We start from the raw sequence: 18,104 nt of genomic DNA, 5'->3' as shown, positions 1-18,104 counted from the left end.
AATTCTTGACTTAAGTTGACTGGCCTGAAGGTTCGGGTCAATTTATCTTTGGCAACATCACTTTATAGCAGGGTTTTATACTAAAGAAATTGATCTGGTCAAAAGAATAACTTGAATCTAAAGCATTGTTTAACAAGGCGTTTTAGGGTTAATCTTTCGTTAAAATTTAATTTCATTCATATCGAAAAGTTAATCTTTTCATACTGGTGTAAAAACATGTATGCCTTAGCTTTGCACCATATTTTCTCAACCGTGAAAATTAATTGACAACCAAAAAAACAAATTATGAGGCGAATTTTACAATTGGCTCTGACACTGTTGATTACGGCTTCGTTTTCGACGCTTTTCGGGCAAGGTACCACCACTTCTGCGCTTAACGGGCAGGTGGTAGACGCAAATGGGGTTGCCCTGCCAGGTGCTACCGTGCTTGCTGTGCACACACCAACTGGATCCCAGTATGGCAATGTTTCGGATGTGGAAGGTTATTTCCGTATTTCCGGAATGCAGGTAGGCGGACCTTATACCGTAACGATTTCATTTGTGGGCTACAAGCCCTACCAGCAGTCTGGCGTATTTCTTACGCTTGGTCAAACCTTCAGGATCAAATCTGTTCTTGAGGAAGAAAGCACACAACTCGAAGGAGTGGAAATCATTGCCAGTGGTAATGATGTGTTCGACGGCAACAAGACCGGTCAGTCAACAATTATTGATGAAGGAACAATCAACACGCTGCCAACCGTATCAAGGTCGCTTACTGATTTCACACGCCTTAATCCCCTTGTAAACATTCAGGGTGACGCCATAGAAATTGCCGGAATGAACAACCGCTACAACGCTATTTACATAGATGGAGCGGTTAACAATGATGTTTTCGGCCTTGCAGCTAGCGGAACCAACGGTGGCCAGACTGGAGTGTCTCCTATTTCAATAGACGCCATTGAGCAGTTTCAGGTAGCTGTTGCGCCATTTGATGTAACACAGTCTGGTTTTGCCGGAGGTTCCATCAATGCAGTAACAAGAAGCGGAACAAATGAATTCGAAGGGTCAGCCTATGGCTTTATAAGAAATCAAAAGCTTTCCGGAAAGACACCGACGGATGACAAGGACTTCGAGAGAGAGCAGCTGGATGAATTCACTGCCAAAACTATGGGATTCCGTATCGGCGGCCCAATTGTGAAAAACAAAGTATTTTTCTTTGCTAACGCCGAGATGCAGAGAGACGAAACACCCAGGCCATTCAACGCAGCTACATACACTGGCGATGCCTCAATAGCCGACATTCAAGCGTTGGTTACCAAGCTCAAAAGTGAGTATGGGTACGATCCGGGCACATATACCAACAATGCCTCTTACCTGAATAGCGACAAGGTGATTGCCAAGATTGATTGGAACCTTAGCAAGAACCATAAGTTGTCTGTGCGCCACTCCTACGTAAAGGCGGAAAACCTACAGGCTAACCAGTCGGGAACAACCTCAATCAACTTCCAGAACGCTTCTGTTTACTTCCCTTCAACAACCAACTCTTCTGCGCTTGAGTTGAAAAGCAATTTTGGAAGCAACATGTCGAACCACCTTACCATCGGTGCCACATTTGTTAATGACGACAGAGACCAGGCGGGCGACCCCTTCCCATTTGTGAGAATCAGCGACGGCGCTGGTTCAATAGCATTTGGTAGCGAAGAATTCTCAACTGCCAACCAGTTGAAACAAGATGTGATCACAGTGACGGATAACTTCCAGATTTTCAAGGGAAGACACACTTTCACCATCGGCACACACAACGAATTCTATAAGTCGTACAACCTGTTCATTCGCCAGGCTTTTGGATCATACAACTATGACAGCCTTTCAGGCTTTATGAATAACCTGAACGCCGATAACTACAATGTCAGCTATTCTCTGGTAGACACAAAGGTTGGTGACGGTTCGGCCGGTGCAGCTGAATTTGGTGGCATGCAGCTTGGGGTTTATGGCCAGGACGAATTTCAAGCTACTGATAGGTTGAAATTGACGCTGGGCCTCCGCATTGATATGCCAATCTTCGGCGATGAAACGCTTGAAAACACGGCTTTCAATACAACAACAGCAGGCTTAATTGAGGCCGCAGGGTATGACCTGAAAGGTGCGAAAACTGGTGAGTTTATTGGCTCATCTATTCTTTTCGCTCCAAGGTTTGGCTTTAACTACGATGTGACTGGTGATAGGTCGACTCAGCTTCGAGGTGGATTGGGAATCTTCAATAGCCGAATTCCTTTGGTGTGGCCAGGTGGTGCATACAACAACAATGGATTGACAGTTGGTGGAGATTTCAGGACCAATGTGCCCTTCAATAGCCAGTGGGATGGCCAGCCTCGCAACGTAGCTCCCGGACAAGGTTCGCCGTCAGGACAGATAGATTTGTTTGCGTCTGACTTTAAGTTGCCACAGGTATTCAAGGCCAACCTGGCAGTAGATCAAAAACTTCCCTGGGGAATGGTGGGCTCCTTTGAAGCACTTTATACTAAGTTTCTTAATAATATTTTCTATGAGAACCTGAACATCAGACCGGCTGCTACACAGCTATCCGGTACCCCCGATGATCGAAATAAATACAACAGATCTAGTCCAGTCGACCCTACGTATACAGGCATTTATCTTGCCTCTAATACTAATAAGGGGTATACCTATAACCTGTCAGCCACTGTGGCTAAGCCGTTCTCTAACGGTTTTACCTCTAGCTTGTCTTACACCTGGAATGATGCCTTTTCAGTCTACGACGGTACCTCATCACAGAACTCTTCGCAGTGGAGAGGTCTTCACTCTGTGAACGGCCGCAATGTATTTGACGAGGCCATGAGGTCTGATTTCTCAATGGGGTCAAGAGTTATTGCGCAACTTTCGTATCGAAAAGAATACCTTGGGTTTGGTGCCTCGCAAATATCGCTGTTCTACAACGGACAGTCGGGCAGAACCTATTCTTACATATATGACGACAGTGGTAACTTGACCAGGGAAGATTCAAGAGAAAGAAGCTTGGTTTATATCCCTGCTACTCAAAGTGATATCAACTTGGTTTCTACCTCAAGTTACACGGTGTCTCCCGCTGAGCAATGGGCCGATTTGGATGCATTCATCAAATCTGATAAGTATCTCAGCGAGCACAGAGGTGAATATGCTGACAGAAATCAAAGCAGATCACCTTTCGAGGGAGTAGTTGACTTCAGATTCTTACAGGATTTCTATATTCAAACAGCCTCTGGTAAAAGGAATACCCTCCAGGTATCACTTGACATTTTCAACATAACAAATCTCATCAATCAGGATTGGGGTAGAAGATATTTTGTGAGCGATGGAGGCAACTTCCAAAGTGCAGAATTGCTTAGATTTGAAGGATGGGCTGATGCGGCGCAAACAGTGCCAAACTTTACATACCGGAAAGGTGCAGACTACCAGCCATGGCAAATTGATGACTCTGGTTTCCAGAGTTCCCGCTGGCAGATGCAGATTGGCCTGAGATATATATTTAAATAATTTACTTCATCATACGATATATGAAAAAGGCCCGAAAAGGGCCTTTTTTTATGCTGCCGCAACAACAATCTGAATGCATTCAGAGTTAATTGAATTCACTTGGTTATCAATGTTGTATCACAAATGCCTCTTACATCCTTCATCAAAAGAATGGACGATCTTTATTCATGGTGCTGGCGGTAGTTCCACCATTTGGTTCAAGCAGGTAAGGGAATACAAGGAGCATTTTAATGTACTCCTTCTTGACTTAAGAGGCCATGGTAAGTCAAGAGATCTTTTGAAAGCCTACATCAAAGAAGACTATTCATTTGAAAGTATCAGTCGGGACGTGCTGGAGGTGATGGATCACCTAAGGGTCGAAAAAGCACATTTTATAGGCATTTCGCTTGGCACTATTCTCATTCGAACTCTTGCTGAAATGGCGCCTGGCAGAGTGAAATCGATGGTGCTGGGTGGAGCCGTGACACGGCTTGATCTTAGGGCACGATTTCTGGTATCAACAGGCAATAGGTTGAAAAATATACTGCCGTTCATTTGGTTATATCAGCTCTTTGCATGGATTATGATGCCACGAAAAAGTCACGCCGAGTCAAGGTCTTTATTTATCAAGGAGGCGAGAAAGCTTTATAAAAAAGAAACAAAACGGTGGTTCCGGTTGATAAATGAGTTGAACCCAATTTTGAGATACTTCCACGAAAAAGAATTACCCATTCCTGTCCTCTACCTAATGGGCGCCGAAGATTACATTTTTCTTGCTCCGGTGAAAAAAATAATAGTGGAGCACAAATTTGCGTTTCTTACTGTTATTCAAAATGCAGGACATGTCTGTAATGTCGACCAAGCCGACATATTCAACAGGGAATCGATCAGGTTCATTCATTATTCAGCTGGCAATACACGAGCGGTCACAGGTTACTGAGCCTTTAACACCATTTATTTACCCTTCACCCCGCTTGCCACAAACAACAAACAAATTGCAATGCACGCCGTTTTTTGAGTGTAATTTTGTCATTTCCGAAAAATAGAAATCCGCAAAAACGGATCGTTCTATCAACCAAACGTATGAAGAAAACAGTTAGAAGGGTACTATTTTATGTAATGGTATTGGTTGTTTTGGTGTATCTGGCCGACCGAAAGTTGCATTTTATTTCCCAGGGTGAAGAAGTTGCTCAGACTGAGACAAGGTCCTCAGGTGGGGCGTTGCCAGTGACAGCCATAGTCATGAAGCCAGAGGCTCTTGATGATAAACTGGTTATTACAGGTGCTCTTATCGCCAATGAGGCGGTAGAGATTGCGTCCGAAGTATCTGGAGTTGTGCAAAAAATTTATTTCAAAGAAGGATCTAAGGTAAAAAAGGGAGACCTGCTGCTGACTTTAAATACAGAAGACCAGGAGGCCCAGTTGGAGAAATTGAAATTCTCGAAGAAGCTGAGAGAGACCAGTGAATATCGCCAACGTCAGCTGCTTGAAAAGGAAGCAATTAGCCAGGAGGAGTACGACGTGGCATTGACTGAGTTAAACACAGCGTCCGCCGACATCAAAGTGCTGGAAGCTCAAATTGCAAAAAGCAAGATCAGGGCACCGTTCAATGGTACTATTGGCTTGAGGTACATCAGTGATGGAGCCTTCATCAACTCAAGCTCCCGCATTGCAAGTTTAATTAACATCAATCCCATCAAGGTAGAGTTTTCAATTCCTGGAAAGTATGGAACAGTGATAAATGACGGCGACCCGATTTTCTTTACTACCGACGCTTCCGATAAGACCTATCAGGGTACTGTTTACGCTGTTGAGCCACAAATTGACCAGGCTACCAGAACCATGAGGATAAGGGCAACCAGCGACAACTCCAAAGGTGAACTGTTTCCGGGGTTGTTTACGAGGGTGGAGGTAGTATTGAACCACAAGGACAATGCGTTAATGGTGCCGTCTATAGCAGTGGTAAATGACCTGGCTGGCCATAAAGTGTTCCTTGAGAGAGGAGGAAAAGTGGTTGAGCAGCCCGTTACAATAGGTATACGTACTGCCAACAGCATTGAAATAATTGAGGGCATTAAGGAAGGCGACACAGTGATCACTTCAGGGCTACTCCAGATTCGCCCGAATTCTGTTGTGGAGATCACGGATTTTAACTAAAACATTAAAACTATGGCAGGTCTATCCAACATCAGTATTAACAGACCCGTGCTGGCGGTGGTAATGTCCATCATTATCATCATTTTTGGCATCATAGGATTCAACTTTCTGGGCATCAGAGAGTATCCTAGTGTCGATCCGCCTATTATCTCAGTAAGCACCTCTTACACCGGAGCCAATGCGAGCATCATTGAGTCGCAGATCACCGAGCCCCTGGAAGAGTCGATCAACGGAATCGCCGGTATCAAAAGTCTTACGTCCACAAGTAGGGATGGAGCCAGCTCTATCAGGGTTGAGTTTGACCTGGAAATTGACCTGGAAGCTGCCGCCAACGACGTCAGAGACCGGGTGTCGAGGGCTACCAGAAACCTTCCACCCGACTGTGATCCGCCGTCGGTGAGAAAAGCGGATGCAGATGCTATGCCCCTTGTTTTTTTGAATGTAAAAAGTGACAAAAGAACTCTTTTGGGCCTTTCCGATGTAGCAGAGAATATTTTTAAGGAGCGACTTCAGACGATAAAAGGAGTGGCGGCCGTCCAGATTTGGGGTGAGCGCCGCTATTCTATGAGACTTTGGATGGATCCAGCCAAGCTGGCGGCTTACTCACTTACGCCATTGGAGGTGCTGAATGCAGTTACACGTGACAACGTCGAACTTCCTTCGGGACTGGTAGAAGGCACCAACATGGAACTCACGGTGAGAACCATGGGCCGCATTTCCACGCCAGAAGAATTCAACCAACTTATTGTCAAAGAGGACGACAACAATGTTGTACGTTTTCAGGATGTTGGGAGAGCTGAGCTGGGACCAGAAAACAACCGAACCATACTTAAAAGAGATGGCGTACCCATGGTTGGCGTTGTGCTTCAGGCACAGCCCGGAACTAATATCATAGAGATTGTAGACGAGTTTTACCGCAGGCTGGAGTTTATCAAGAAGGATCTCCCCGCCGATATTGAACTCGGAATCGGGTTTGATGTCACGGAGTATGTGAGGCAATCTATTACTGAGGTGCAGGAGACTATTTTCATGGCTTTTGTGCTGGTGGTGTTGATCATTTTCGCTTTCCTGCGTGATTGGCGAACCACGCTAATTCCTGTCGCCACCATCCCAATTTCCCTGATAGGTACTTTCTTCATCATGTACCTTGCCGGGTTCACCATCAACGTACTTACGCTTCTCGGCATCGTGCTGTCAATAGGACTCGTGGTGGATGACACAATTGTGGTGTTGGAGAATATTTACACCAAGATAGAAGATGGGATGTCGCCGCTGGAGGCCGGACTAAAGGGCTCGACAGAGATATTCTTCGCTGTTATCTCCACCACCGTGGCTTTGGTGGCGGTGTTTATGCCTGTTGTGTTTCTTGACGGGCTCACAGGCCGACTTTTCAGGGAGTTTGGCATCGTCGTGGCAGGGGCGGTAATAATATCGTCGTTTGTTGCCCTTACGCTTACGCCAATGCTCTCTACCAAAATTCTTAAGAAAAGAGAGAAAAAGCAGTGGCTGTATCGAGTGACGGAGCCATTCTTCGATTGGATGAACGAAGGCTACAACAAGTCGCTTGAAAACTTTATGGCTCGTAAATGGCTCGCTTTGGTCATTCTCGTACTTTCTTTTGGGGGCATTTACCTGCTCAATAATAATATCCAAAGCGAGCTGTCTCCCATGGAAGACCGGGGTGAGTTCAGGATTAACAGCACCGGCCCGGAGGGAGCCACCTTCGAGTATATGGACGCCTACCTTGATAAGATGCTTGCGTTGATCAGTGAGGCAGTGCCTGAAAAAGAGGCGCTCATAAGCATGACCAGTCCGAGCTTTGGATCATCGGGATCCGTGAATTCTGGAAATGTGAGGGTGATGATGGTCGACCCGTCGGAGAGAACCCGGTCACAGCAGGATGTGGTGAATGCTATCAGCCCATTGGTTATGAGAATGACAGAAGCCCGTTCTTTTGTTTCTCAAAGCCAATCGATAGGTAACAGAAGGGGCGGACTACCTGTCCAGTATGTGATACAGGCTACTACCATTGAGAAATTGAAAGAAGTGTTGCCAGCCTTTGTCGATGCCGCAACTGACGACGAGCATTTCGATTTTGTTGATCTCGACCTGAAATTTACAAAGCCTGAGATCAACATAGAAATAGACCGTGACAAGGCCCGTAGTTTGAATGTATCGATCCGGGATGTCGCTCAAACGCTCCAACTTGGATTGAGCGGTTCCAGGTTTGGTTATTTCATCAAAGACGGAAAGCAGTACCAAATAATAGGGCAGGTGGACAGAGAAGATCGCAACGACCCACTAGACCTGAAGGCACTTTATGTAAAGAACCAGGTAGGAGACCTTATCCAGATGGATAACCTGGTAAAGATTACTGAGCAAAGCACACCACCTCAACTCTATCGCTACAACAGATTTGTGTCTGCAACTGTATCAGCATCGTTGGTGCCCGGCTACACAATCAAGGATGGAATTGATGCTATGGATGCCATTGCAGCCCGTGTTCTTGACGGCACTTTTCAAACAGAGCTGTCGGGCCCTTCGGCAGAGTTCAGAGACTCCTCTTCAAGTTTGTACTTCGCTTTTATATTTGCTCTTATTTTGATTTACCTGGTGCTGGCGGCTCAGTTTGAAAGCTTCAGAGACCCTTTTATCATTATGCTTACAGTGCCAATGGCAATTGCAGGAGCATTTCTATCGCTATGGTACTTTGACCAGACACTTAACATTTTCAGCCAGATAGGTATCATCATGCTGATTGGCTTGGTAACAAAGAATGGTATCCTTATAGTAGAATTTGCCAACCAGCGCAAAGCCCATGACATGCCGGTGACAGAAGCCATAGTGGGTGCGGCACAGCAAAGATTCCGCCCCATTCTTATGACGAGTCTTTCGACTATCCTGGGTATTCTGCCAATTGCATTGGCACTTGGTGCAGGCTCAGAAAGCCGTGTGTCGATGGGTATCGCCATCATTGGAGGACTATTATTTGCTACAATACTCACCCTTTATGTAATACCTGCCATGTACGTCTATATCTCTGGCAAGGAAAAACGAATGGCTAGATTTTAATTTTTAAATAATAATATGAACAAAGTGAGGATTGCGTTTTTCGTTCTGGGTGCGCTGCTGCTATCAGAGAGCTTGATGTCTCAGGACATAATGAGCCTGCCAGAGGCGGTAAGGATAGCGCTCGAAAGCAACTACAACATTAAAATAGCTGACAATACCCGGGAAATTTCTGAAAATGATGTTACAAGGGGCAATGCTGGGTTTTTACCGACTGTTGGAGTTACAGCATTTAAAAACTTTGCATCCAATGATACTTATCAGGAGCGAAACGATGCGAACCGGACAATAGTTGATATTCAGGGGGCAAAGTCGGAGCAGGCTAGTATAGGTGCCTCATTTAACTGGGTTGTTTTCGATGGATTAGGAATGTTTTATGCCTATGACAGGTTGGGGCAGCAGAACGAAGCCAGCAACTTGTTGATGAAAGTGACAATGGAGAACACAGTAGCAGAAGTGCTGTCCACTTACTATACTGTAGCCCTGGAAGTGGAGCGAATAAAGGTGCTAAACAACTCGTTGCAGCTATCCGAAAGAAGGCTTGAGATAGCTCAGAATAAATATGAAATAGGTAAAGCGAGCAAGGTTGAGTTCCTAGCTGCTCAAGTCGACTTCAATACCGACAAAACTTTGTTGATCAATGAGGAACAGTTGCTATACCAAGCCAAGGTAGATCTTAACAGAGTACTGGCAAGAGAAATCGAGGCAGGCGTTGAAGTTGACCAAACGATTGATATCAACGAAAATTTGGTTTTGGGCGAGCTGCTTGAATCGGCAAACATGAAGAACCCTTCTTTGCTTCAGTCGCAAAGACAACTGAACATTGCTCACTTACAAATGAGGGAATTGAAAAGTGATCGATTCCCAATTGTCTCTCTAACTACAGCATATTCAAAAGGCAATAGCAGTTCGCAGGTTGGCTTTGCTGCGCTGACCAGAACGAATGGTTTTAACTACGGGGTGACTGCAAGCGTAAATATCTTCAATGGCTTTAATCTTAACCGAAGAGTGCAGAACGCAAAGGTGCTAATGGAGACGGCAGAATACTCAATAGCAGATTTGAGATTGTCTCTTGAAGCCGACATTAACAAGATGTACAATAGGTACATCACAAGCCTGGACCTTATTAATATTGAACGGCAAAATCTCGAGGTCGCCCGAGAAAATGAAAGCATTGCGTTGGAGAGATATCAGCTTGGTAATTATACGCCTTTGGAGCTAAGAGAAGCACAAATAAACGCCGTACAGGCTGAGAGCCGTCTTATCAATGCCGCCTTCTCAACAAAGCTGGCTGAAATTGAGCTGCTCAGGCTGAGCGGGAGCCTGATCACGACGTTCTCAGAGTAGGTTGCAGAAAGGGTGGCGTGACCTCCCTTCCTGTGTCTTTAGAAATCAAAACTAGCTTTTTACCAAAAAAAGCCTATTTTAGGATATGTTTCTTTGCAAACGTACCCTGATAACGCTGTTGTGCCTACGCACATTTAGCATTCACTATCGATTGCTCCTTTGCTTCTCCCTGTGTCTTTTTGCTGGATGCGGCAGGACTTCTTCTGATTCGAAAGCCATTGACAAGAATAAGAAAGCGACCGAAGAAGTAGCCAACCTCGACCTTGACAAGATCATGGCCAGGGGATTGTTGAAAGTCATCATCGAAAACAGTTCGACAAGCTACTTTATATATAAAGGCCAGCCCATGGGCTATGATTATGAACTGCTGCGAAGGTACGCCAGATCCATAGGAGTGAGGCTACAGTTCATCATTTCTCAGGATCTGGAAGAAAGCTTCAGGAAGCTCAACAGCGGGGAAGGAGATATTCTTGCCTACAACCTCACAGTTACAAAAGAAAGAAAGGAAAGGATTGCGTTTACACACTACCACAACCTTGTAAGGCTGGTGCTTATACAACGAAAGCCTGAAAATTGGTACCAGATGAAGCTTCATGAGATTGAGGATCAGCTTTTGACGAACCCAGTCGACCTCATTGGCAAAGAGGTTGTTGTGCGCAAGGGATCGTCATACATAAGCCGGCTGGAGAACCTAAGCGACGAAATTGGTGGCGACATTGTGCTTGTTCCGGCTTTCGCCGAGCAGACGACGGAGAACCTGATTCATGAGGTGGCTACAGGCAAAATTCAATACACGGTTGCAGAAGAGAATGTTGCCCTGCTCAACGCCACTTATTTCCCTATTCTCGACGTCAATACCGCTATTAGCCTGCCGCAGCAAATAGCCTGGGGTGTAAGAAAAAACGCAAGCCAGCTGCAGGAGTCTTTGAACCTTTGGATCGATGATATGCGGAAAACGGCCGATTACTATGTTATTTATAACCGGTATTTCAAGAACACGAAGACATATACATTGCTGGCTCAAAGTGACTTTTCTAACCTGAACAGCAACACCATTTCTCCTTACGATGAGGAAATTAAAGCAGCTTCTCATGAACTGGGCTGGGATTGGAAGCTGCTGGCTGCAATGGTATTTAAGGAGTCTCAGTTTAAACCCAAAGCAAAATCGTGGGCTGGGGCTGTCGGACTCATGCAGTTGGTGCCTGACACTGGCGAGCTTTATGGAGCAAAAGACCTGACAGATCCCACTCAGAGTATCAACGCAGGAGTTAAGTACTTGCTATGGCTGGATAAATTGTGGACTAAGCGCATTCCCGATAAAAAGGAGCGGATAAAGTTTGTATTGGCATCGTATAATGTTGGCCAGGGCCATGTGATAGATGCGGTTAAGCTCACTGAGAAGTATCATGGAGATGCTACTAGCTGGAACGATGTTTCGGAGTATCTTCTTAAAAAGTCAGAACCGAATTATTTTAATGATCCCGTGGCCGAATTTGGCTACTGCCGTGGAGCCGAGCCGGTCAATTACGTTGCCGACATCTTGTCTCTGTTCGATCAGTATTCTCAAATGATTTCAGTGTAGGTCTGGAAAATAGCTTGCCACAATCTTGGCAGACGATAGACACAGCGGAATGCCACCTCCTGGGTGTACGCTTCCTCCGCAGAAATAAAGATTTTTCACCCTCCGGCTTCTGTTGGGATGACGGAGAAAGGCAGCAAACCTATTGTTAGAGCTGTTGCCATACAGGGCTCCTTGCGAGGAAGATGTTTTTGACTCAATGCTGATGGGGTCAAGCACTGCTTCTTCTTCAATCAGTTCCGATATGTCGGTCTTCAAAACCTTGGAAAGCTTTGTAAGGATGTGCTCTTTTGCCTGGGCTTTCAGCAGCTCCCAATCTTGCCCTGAATTGTGAGGGACGTTGATCATCACAAACCAGTTTTCACAACCTGCTGGCGCATCGCCGCTCACTTCTTTTGATGTAATGTTTACATATACTGTAGGGTCGGCATAAATGTCTCCCTTGGAGAATATATGATCAAACTCCTTTTTATAGTCACTGCTAAAGAAAATATTGTGGAGATCGAGTTGCTTAAAATTCTTTTTAATTCCCCAGTAGAAGATAAGGGCTGAGCTGGATTTTGGCTGGTTCAAAAGCCTCGCTGGCGCTTTTGTTTCCGGGAGCAAGCGCTTGTAGGTCGCCACCATGTCCATATTGCTGACTATGTTGTCAAATGGATGATCGTGGCCGTTAGCCCTGAGGCCGGTTACCTTACCATTTTTCAGATTGATTTTTTGCACCGAGCTATTGAAGCGGAATTCTACCCCACTCTCTTTCGCAAGCTTAAAGAGGCTTTCTGTTATTTGGTGCATGCCTTTTTCTGGTATGAATGCACCCACACCAAACTCCAGGTGAGGAATGATATTCATCGTGGCCGGCGTTAAATATGGACTGGAGCCATTGTAGGTCGCATACCTGTTGAATAGTTGCGTGGTTTTGTCCCTGGCGAACCTTTGTCGGTTGGCAGCGTGCATGGTCCTGAAAAGGTCAAGCTTGTGCAGCACTTTGTAAGCCTTAAGCGCCTGCTTGTTGAAAAACGTCTTTACATCGTGCAACGACCTGTGAATAAAGAGGTCGGCCAGGTGCTCGTACAAAAATGAGCTGTGCTTGAGAGCTGCCAGTGTGTTTGCGGCTGGCTCTCCCAGTTTGTCCTCGAGCTCTGCGGCCAATAGTTGTGGGTTGGCAGAAGCCTGCAGAGAAATCCCGTCATCGAAGAAGTAATTAGCGGTGTTAGAGAGTGGCCTATAGTTGAAGTGATTTTTTGGATCTTTTTTTGATATTCTGAATAATTCATCGACATAGTCTGGCATTGTAAATAGGGAAGGGCCAGCATCAAATCTATATTTCCCAAGCCTGAGTTCAGTCAATTTGCCTCCAGGATAATTATTTATGTCAAAAATTGTGACCTTGTATCCTTTGTTAGCCAACCTGATACCCGTAGCCATGCCTGCTATACCCGCTCCAATAATTCCGACGGTTTTTTCCATTAAATGTATTTTCTTAGTAACATTAAAGTCAGGCTTAGGTTATTCTCTGAGCACAATTTTTTCGCACAGGAAAATTTTACTAAAAAAAATTATATTTTTTATAAGATAGTTTCTAAAAATTGGTTACCTTTATTTTGTAAGGCGTATTAATCGATGATGTAAAGACAACCAGCAGTTAGATTTCTACTTAAAATGAACGCAATTAACGACACCATGTCTTACGCCATCGACCGATTACAGCAGGAATACCAGAGGTACCGCCCTGCCAAGCTTACTCTTGAGCAATTTACTTATTTGGTTCAAATGTTTCCTTCGCTGCTTGTTTCAATGAGTGATGGAGTGTTGGACAAAGAGGAATGGGATGCTGTGCTAAGAGCTGCCGAAAACCTAGGCAAGAACCTGGCAGCTAGCCCCGACGAAGTCGAGTCCCTTTCCGATGTGTACAAAACAGAGTTTCGCTACCTGATTGACAATAGCGAACGCTGGAGAAAGAAATTTATTAATGCACTGAATGACTTCCTTAAGGAAGACCCAACAGCAAAGGATTTGGTACTGGAATCAATGTACCTGTTTGCCAATGCTACGGACGGGATTTCAAGTGCTGAGCAAAAATTGATTGACGAATTGTCAAGCAGGCTGGATTTAAATAACTAGTCCAGCCAACCAACGATTTTTTCCAGGTCGATAGCTTCCGGAGGTGTGCTCATTGGGTACACCTCCCTTATTTTACGCATAATCGACTCCTGCCTGTTGCCACGCTCAAGTGCCTTGCTGTAAGGCATGTTCGAAAATGTCACCATGGTGTAAAGTGGTGTCCATTTGTCAGGATATTTTTCGTGGATCCTCGCTTCCAGTTTTTTCTGCCAGATAAAACCGGCATCTGCTACCTTATCACGCATTTCGATAAAGTTATCATTAGCAAGCCTGGCAATGGCGTCAGTATTTGGCTTGCGTGACTTTTCGAATGTTTGAAATACTGTTTCCCAGCTTGGGTATTCAGCATCTATGATCTCATCCAGAAGTCGACAGTCTTCGAAACCTGCATTCATTCCCTGCCCAAAGAAAGGAACAATGGCATGGGAGGCATCGCCAAGCAGCAGGCTTCTTTTTTTACTCCACGGGAAGCACTGAATGGTGACCAGCGAGGAGGTGGGATTGGTGAAAAACTGATCGGTGAGATTGGGAATAACCGGTAGTGTATCAGGGAAAACTTCGGAAAAGAAAGCACCCACTTTTTCTGGTGTATTTAATGCGTCAAAAGAGGAGTCCCCTTCAAATGGAAGAAAGAGCGTACAAGTAAAGCTCTTGTCGATGTTGGGCAGGGCTATGAGCATGAATTTGCCCCTTGGCCAAATGTGGAGGGCGTTGGGGTCAATCTGGAACTCCCCATTTTTCCCTGCAGGAATGTTTAACTCTTTGTACCCATGTGGCAGGTAGTCTTGCGAAAAGTTGAACCTATCTGAATGTAAAAAAGAGGCCCGAAGAACGGAGTAGGCACCGTCAGCTCCAATAATAACGTCACCACGATACTCCTTTGTTTTCCCACCCGTTGAGAAGGAAAGTACAGAGTCATCGATGTCGGCCTGCTCACATTTGTGCCCGAACCTGAAGGCAGCACCAGCACTTTCTGCTTCGCCAATAAGGTACTCATTCAGCAAACCCCTCGATACCGAGTTGATAGCCTGGTTAGCCTTTCCATAAGGCTGAAAATGAACCTGGGAATCCAACTGGTGAATCATACGACCATGCATAGGCAGCATCACCTTATCGAGGTTTTTGGTGACCCCTGCCTTTTCCAAAGCCAGCAAGCCCCTGTCACTTAATGCCAGATTGATAGATCGTCCTCCCAGTACATCATTTTTTCTTGGATCAGGGCGTTTTTCAAAAACTTCAACTTTGAAACCCTTCTTAGCTAAAAAAATGGACAGCAGCGAACCAACCAGCCCCGCACCCAGGATTAGTATTTTTTCTTTAGCCATGTTTTATTGATGATAGCTTTAAAAGTTCTTCTTTAAGAATTTCAACAAACTGAAAAACCTCCTCAAAGGAATTGTATAATGGGGCGGGAGCAATTCTTATGACATTCGGCTCACGCCAGTCTGCAATAACTCCCCTTCTTTGGATAGCGTTGAAAACCTCTTTGTTCCCGTTCGTAATGAATAAACTCAACTGACTACCTCTTTCTTCAGGATTGGAAGGTGTAATAATTTGGACAGTTTCGTCATCCTCATTAAGTTCCCTGAGCAGAAACTCCAAAAAACCGGTGAGGGCCACACTCTTCTTTCTCAGCTTATCAATGCCTGCTTTTTCAAAAATATCCAGAGAAGCCATGTGCGCCGCCAACAGTAATACAGGGGCATTACTTAGCTGCCAACCGTCGGCATTGGGTGTTGGGTCGAACCCTTTTTTCATCTTAAATCGCTCCTGTTCATTATGTCCCCACCATCCGCCAAAGCGATTCAAACCCTTATTGGCGGCATGTTTTTCATGGACGTAAATTCCCGAAATGCCTCCCGGGCTTGAGTTGAGGTACTTGTAAGAACACCAGGTCGCAAAGTCAACCTCAGCATCATGCAAAAACATCGGCACATTTCCCATGGCGTGGGCCAAATCGAAGCCCGCCAGCGCTCCGACCCCATGGGCTGCTTTGGTAAGGGCAGCCATGTCGAAAAGCTGGCCGGTGTAGTACTGTATCCCACTGAACAGCACCAAAGCAAGTTCGTCTCCGGCCTTCGATATTTCATTTGTTATATGATTTGTAGAGTAAAGGTTGGCGTCGATATCTGGTTCCACTTCTATGATGCACTCTTCCGGATCGTAGCCATACCATTTCAAATGGCTTTCCAGGGCATATTGGTCGGATGGGAAGGCACCCTTCTCCATCAGAATTTTTCTTCGCTGCCCTTTAGGTTGATAAAAGGTGACGAGCAACAGGTGCAGGTTCACCGTTAGACTGTTCATCGCCACAACTTCGTGCTCTTTCGCCCCTACCAGACGGCTGAGCGTTTTCCCGGCTTGTTTGTGATAGGTCATCCAGGGTGTGGCTCCTTCAAAGTGACCTTCTACTGCAAAATGTGCCCAATTGTCCATTTGCTCTACGATGCTATTCGCCGCAGCTTTTGGCTGAAGTCCAAGTGAATTCCCGCAGAAGTAGATACAATCCTTACCATTTCTTTGAGGAATTTTAAATAGAGATCTGAATGAATGGAGGGGGTCATGTTCATCAAGCTCCCTGGCGAAGCTAAGAGAGTGGTTATAAGGGATACTCATGTATGTTTGGCTAAAGTTGTCTATAAAATATATGGTCAATGCGCCGTCCTCGCAATGAGCAGTAACGCCTGAAGGTTTGAAGTTAGCTTCCATTTAGTCCCTGCCAACGGCAAAAATAGGTAAATTAGAAAGGTTGGAGTGATGAGAGTGGCTAATTTTCACGCCTTGGCCATTTTGTTCTGATGGATTCCCAGCCAGTTGAGGGCGTTTTTGTGAAGTAGCTTCTGCCGGGTGCTCTTCGAATACGGCATTGACTGTATAAGTTTTCCCGGTTCATGCTCACCCAGGGGAAAAGGGTAGTCCGACCCCAAAACAATGTGATCCTCGCCGACTAGCTTCACCAGCATGTCCAAAGCCATTTGATCATAAACCAGCGAGTCGAGGTAAAATTTACCTATATAATTTCTCGGGTTAACCGGGTTGTCAACAGCACAAAGGTCGGGGCGAACGTTGAAGCCATGCTCAATTCGGCCGATGGTTGAGGGAAATGAACCCCCTCCGTGAGCAAAGGCTATTCTAAGGTTTGGAAGCCTTTCGAAAACTCCTCCGAAAATAAGTGAGCAAATAGCCCTGGAGGTTTCTGCGGGCATGCCCACAAGCCAGGGCAGCCAATACTTTGGCATGTCCTCTTTGCCCATCATGTCCCATGGATGAACAAACACCGAAGCGCCCAGCTCTTCCGCTGCCTGAAAAACGGGGAAGAGCTCCTCTGCATCCAGATTGAGCTTATTTACGTGTGTGCCTATCTCAATCCCATGCAAGCCTAGTTGCTTCACGCACCTTTCCAGCTCCTTCACTGCGAGCCTGGTGTCCTGCAAAGGCAGCGTGCCGAGACCGATATATCTGTCGGGATATTCCTGCACAATGGAAGCGATGTGATCGTTTAGCAGCATCGAAAGATCGTGAGCATCTTCTGCCTTGGCCCAGTAGTTAAACATAACTGGCACAGTCGACAGCACCTGCACACCCACTCCATGCTGGTCACATTCATGAATTCTCCTCGCCGGATCCCATGTATTGCCTTCTACCTCCCTAAAAAACTTATTGTCGATCATCATACGGGCGCAGCAAGGCTTGTGGTGATCAAGCCTGATCCATCCGCCATAGCCATACTTTTCCTTCAAATCCGGCCATTTCTCCGGGAGAATATGCGTGTGTATGTCTATTTTGAAATCAGGATCCATGTAAACACAAAGTTAGTTCCTTGTCGGCGGCTCCATCACGGTGCCGCAGTTGCCACAGGTTCTTTTTTCTTCGCTCTCGTAAAACTCCTCCATGATTGGAGGCAGTTGCGAAACAATGTCAGTAATCACCTCAAACTTCTCATGGAGTTTGTGACCACACTCTTCACAAAACCACATGAAGCCATCCTTGTGTTTTTCTCCCCGGTACACTTCCATTACCAGCCCCACAGTATTAGCTGGCCTTTGCGGTGAGTGAGGCACCCTGGCAGGCAGCAAGAAAATATCTCCCTCCTTAATGATCAGGTCAAGCGGCCTCCCATCTTCTATTATTTTCAGTTTTATATCTCCTTCCACCTGATAGAAGAATTCTTCGGTTTCATTATAGTGATAATCCTTTCGGGAGTTAGGCCCCCCAACTACCATCACAATAAAATCATCGTTTCCTTTATAAACTTGCTGGTTTCCTACCGGAGGCTTTAACAAATGTCGATTTTCATCTATCCAACCTTTAAAATTGAAGGGTCTTTTAATAGTCATAGCTA

General features: G+C 45.6%; 12 protein-coding genes. 7 read left to right on the top strand and 5 right to left on the bottom strand.

Annotated features, from left to right (window positions below; translation table 11 throughout):
* Window positions 1-285: 285 nt before the first annotated feature.
* The 6 genes from RIG68_RS04710 to RIG68_RS04685 all read left to right on the top strand — a co-directional run bounded on the left by RIG68_RS04710 (window position 286) and on the right by RIG68_RS04685 (window position 11,644).
* Complete coding sequence (locus tag RIG68_RS04710; RefSeq protein WP_350119229.1) at window positions 286-3,510, top strand: TonB-dependent receptor; 3,225 nt, start codon at window positions 286-288, stop codon at window positions 3,508-3,510.
* Between the two features lie 109 nt (window positions 3,511-3,619).
* A complete protein-coding gene (locus tag RIG68_RS04705) occupies window positions 3,620-4,429 on the top strand; it encodes an alpha/beta fold hydrolase (protein WP_350119226.1) in 810 nt (269 codons plus the stop codon).
* Window positions 4,430-4,572: 143 nt separating this feature from the next.
* Complete coding sequence (locus tag RIG68_RS04700; protein WP_350119223.1) at window positions 4,573-5,646, top strand: efflux RND transporter periplasmic adaptor subunit; 1,074 nt, start codon at window positions 4,573-4,575, stop codon at window positions 5,644-5,646.
* A gap of 12 nt (window positions 5,647-5,658) precedes the next feature.
* Window positions 5,659-8,718, top strand: a complete 3,060-nt coding sequence (locus RIG68_RS04695; RefSeq protein WP_350119220.1) for an efflux RND transporter permease subunit — start codon at window positions 5,659-5,661, stop codon at window positions 8,716-8,718.
* 15 nt (window positions 8,719-8,733) lie between these two features.
* On the top strand, window positions 8,734-10,062 hold the full coding sequence (locus tag RIG68_RS04690; protein WP_350119217.1) for a TolC family protein: 1,329 nt from the start codon (window positions 8,734-8,736) through the stop codon (window positions 10,060-10,062).
* 85 nt (window positions 10,063-10,147) lie between these two features.
* The gene (locus RIG68_RS04685; protein WP_350119214.1) at window positions 10,148-11,644 is read left to right on the top strand and encodes an MltF family protein; all 1,497 of its coding nucleotides are present in this window, start codon (window positions 10,148-10,150) and stop codon (window positions 11,642-11,644) included.
* Here the strand turns inward: RIG68_RS04685 and crtD are convergent.
* Window positions 11,636-13,108 carry a 1-hydroxycarotenoid 3,4-desaturase CrtD gene (gene crtD, locus RIG68_RS04680; RefSeq protein WP_350119211.1) on the bottom strand — a complete coding sequence of 491 codons (1,473 nt, stop codon included), beginning with the start codon at window positions 13,106-13,108 and terminating at the stop codon, window positions 11,636-11,638. The genes RIG68_RS04685 and crtD overlap by 9 nt on opposite strands.
* Before the next feature lie 192 nt (window positions 13,109-13,300).
* Between crtD and RIG68_RS04675 the strand changes: the two genes are divergently transcribed.
* The gene (locus tag RIG68_RS04675; RefSeq protein ID WP_151998059.1) at window positions 13,301-13,762 is read left to right on the top strand and encodes a tellurite resistance TerB family protein; all 462 of its coding nucleotides are present in this window, start codon (window positions 13,301-13,303) and stop codon (window positions 13,760-13,762) included.
* Here the strand turns inward: RIG68_RS04675 and RIG68_RS04670 are convergent.
* The 4 genes from RIG68_RS04670 to RIG68_RS04655 all read right to left on the bottom strand — a co-directional run bounded on the left by RIG68_RS04670 (window position 13,759) and on the right by RIG68_RS04655 (window position 18,099).
* Window positions 13,759-15,087: an FAD-dependent oxidoreductase gene (locus RIG68_RS04670; RefSeq protein WP_350119208.1), complete on the bottom strand. Its 1,329-nt coding sequence runs from the start codon at window positions 15,085-15,087 to the stop codon at window positions 13,759-13,761. The two genes, RIG68_RS04675 and RIG68_RS04670, sit on opposite strands and share 4 nt — an antisense overlap.
* Window positions 15,080-16,471 carry a kynureninase gene (gene kynU / locus RIG68_RS04665; RefSeq protein WP_350119205.1) on the bottom strand — a complete coding sequence of 464 codons (1,392 nt, stop codon included), beginning with the start codon at window positions 16,469-16,471 and terminating at the stop codon, window positions 15,080-15,082. The genes RIG68_RS04670 and kynU overlap by 8 nt, the downstream gene beginning before the upstream one ends.
* Before the next feature lie 65 nt (window positions 16,472-16,536).
* Complete coding sequence (locus tag RIG68_RS04660; RefSeq protein WP_350119202.1) at window positions 16,537-17,562, bottom strand: amidohydrolase family protein; 1,026 nt, start codon at window positions 17,560-17,562, stop codon at window positions 16,537-16,539.
* A gap of 12 nt (window positions 17,563-17,574) precedes the next feature.
* Complete coding sequence (locus RIG68_RS04655) at window positions 17,575-18,099, bottom strand: 3-hydroxyanthranilate 3,4-dioxygenase (protein ID WP_350078342.1); 525 nt, start codon at window positions 18,097-18,099, stop codon at window positions 17,575-17,577.
* Window positions 18,100-18,104: the final 5 nt, after the last annotated feature.

The sequence above is a fragment of the Imperialibacter sp. genome, assembly GCF_040222385.1.
Lineage (GTDB): Bacteria > Bacteroidota > Bacteroidia > Cytophagales > Cyclobacteriaceae > Imperialibacter.
Note: the sequence above shows the minus strand (reverse complement) of the source record. Positions and strands in the feature narration are given on the sequence as shown.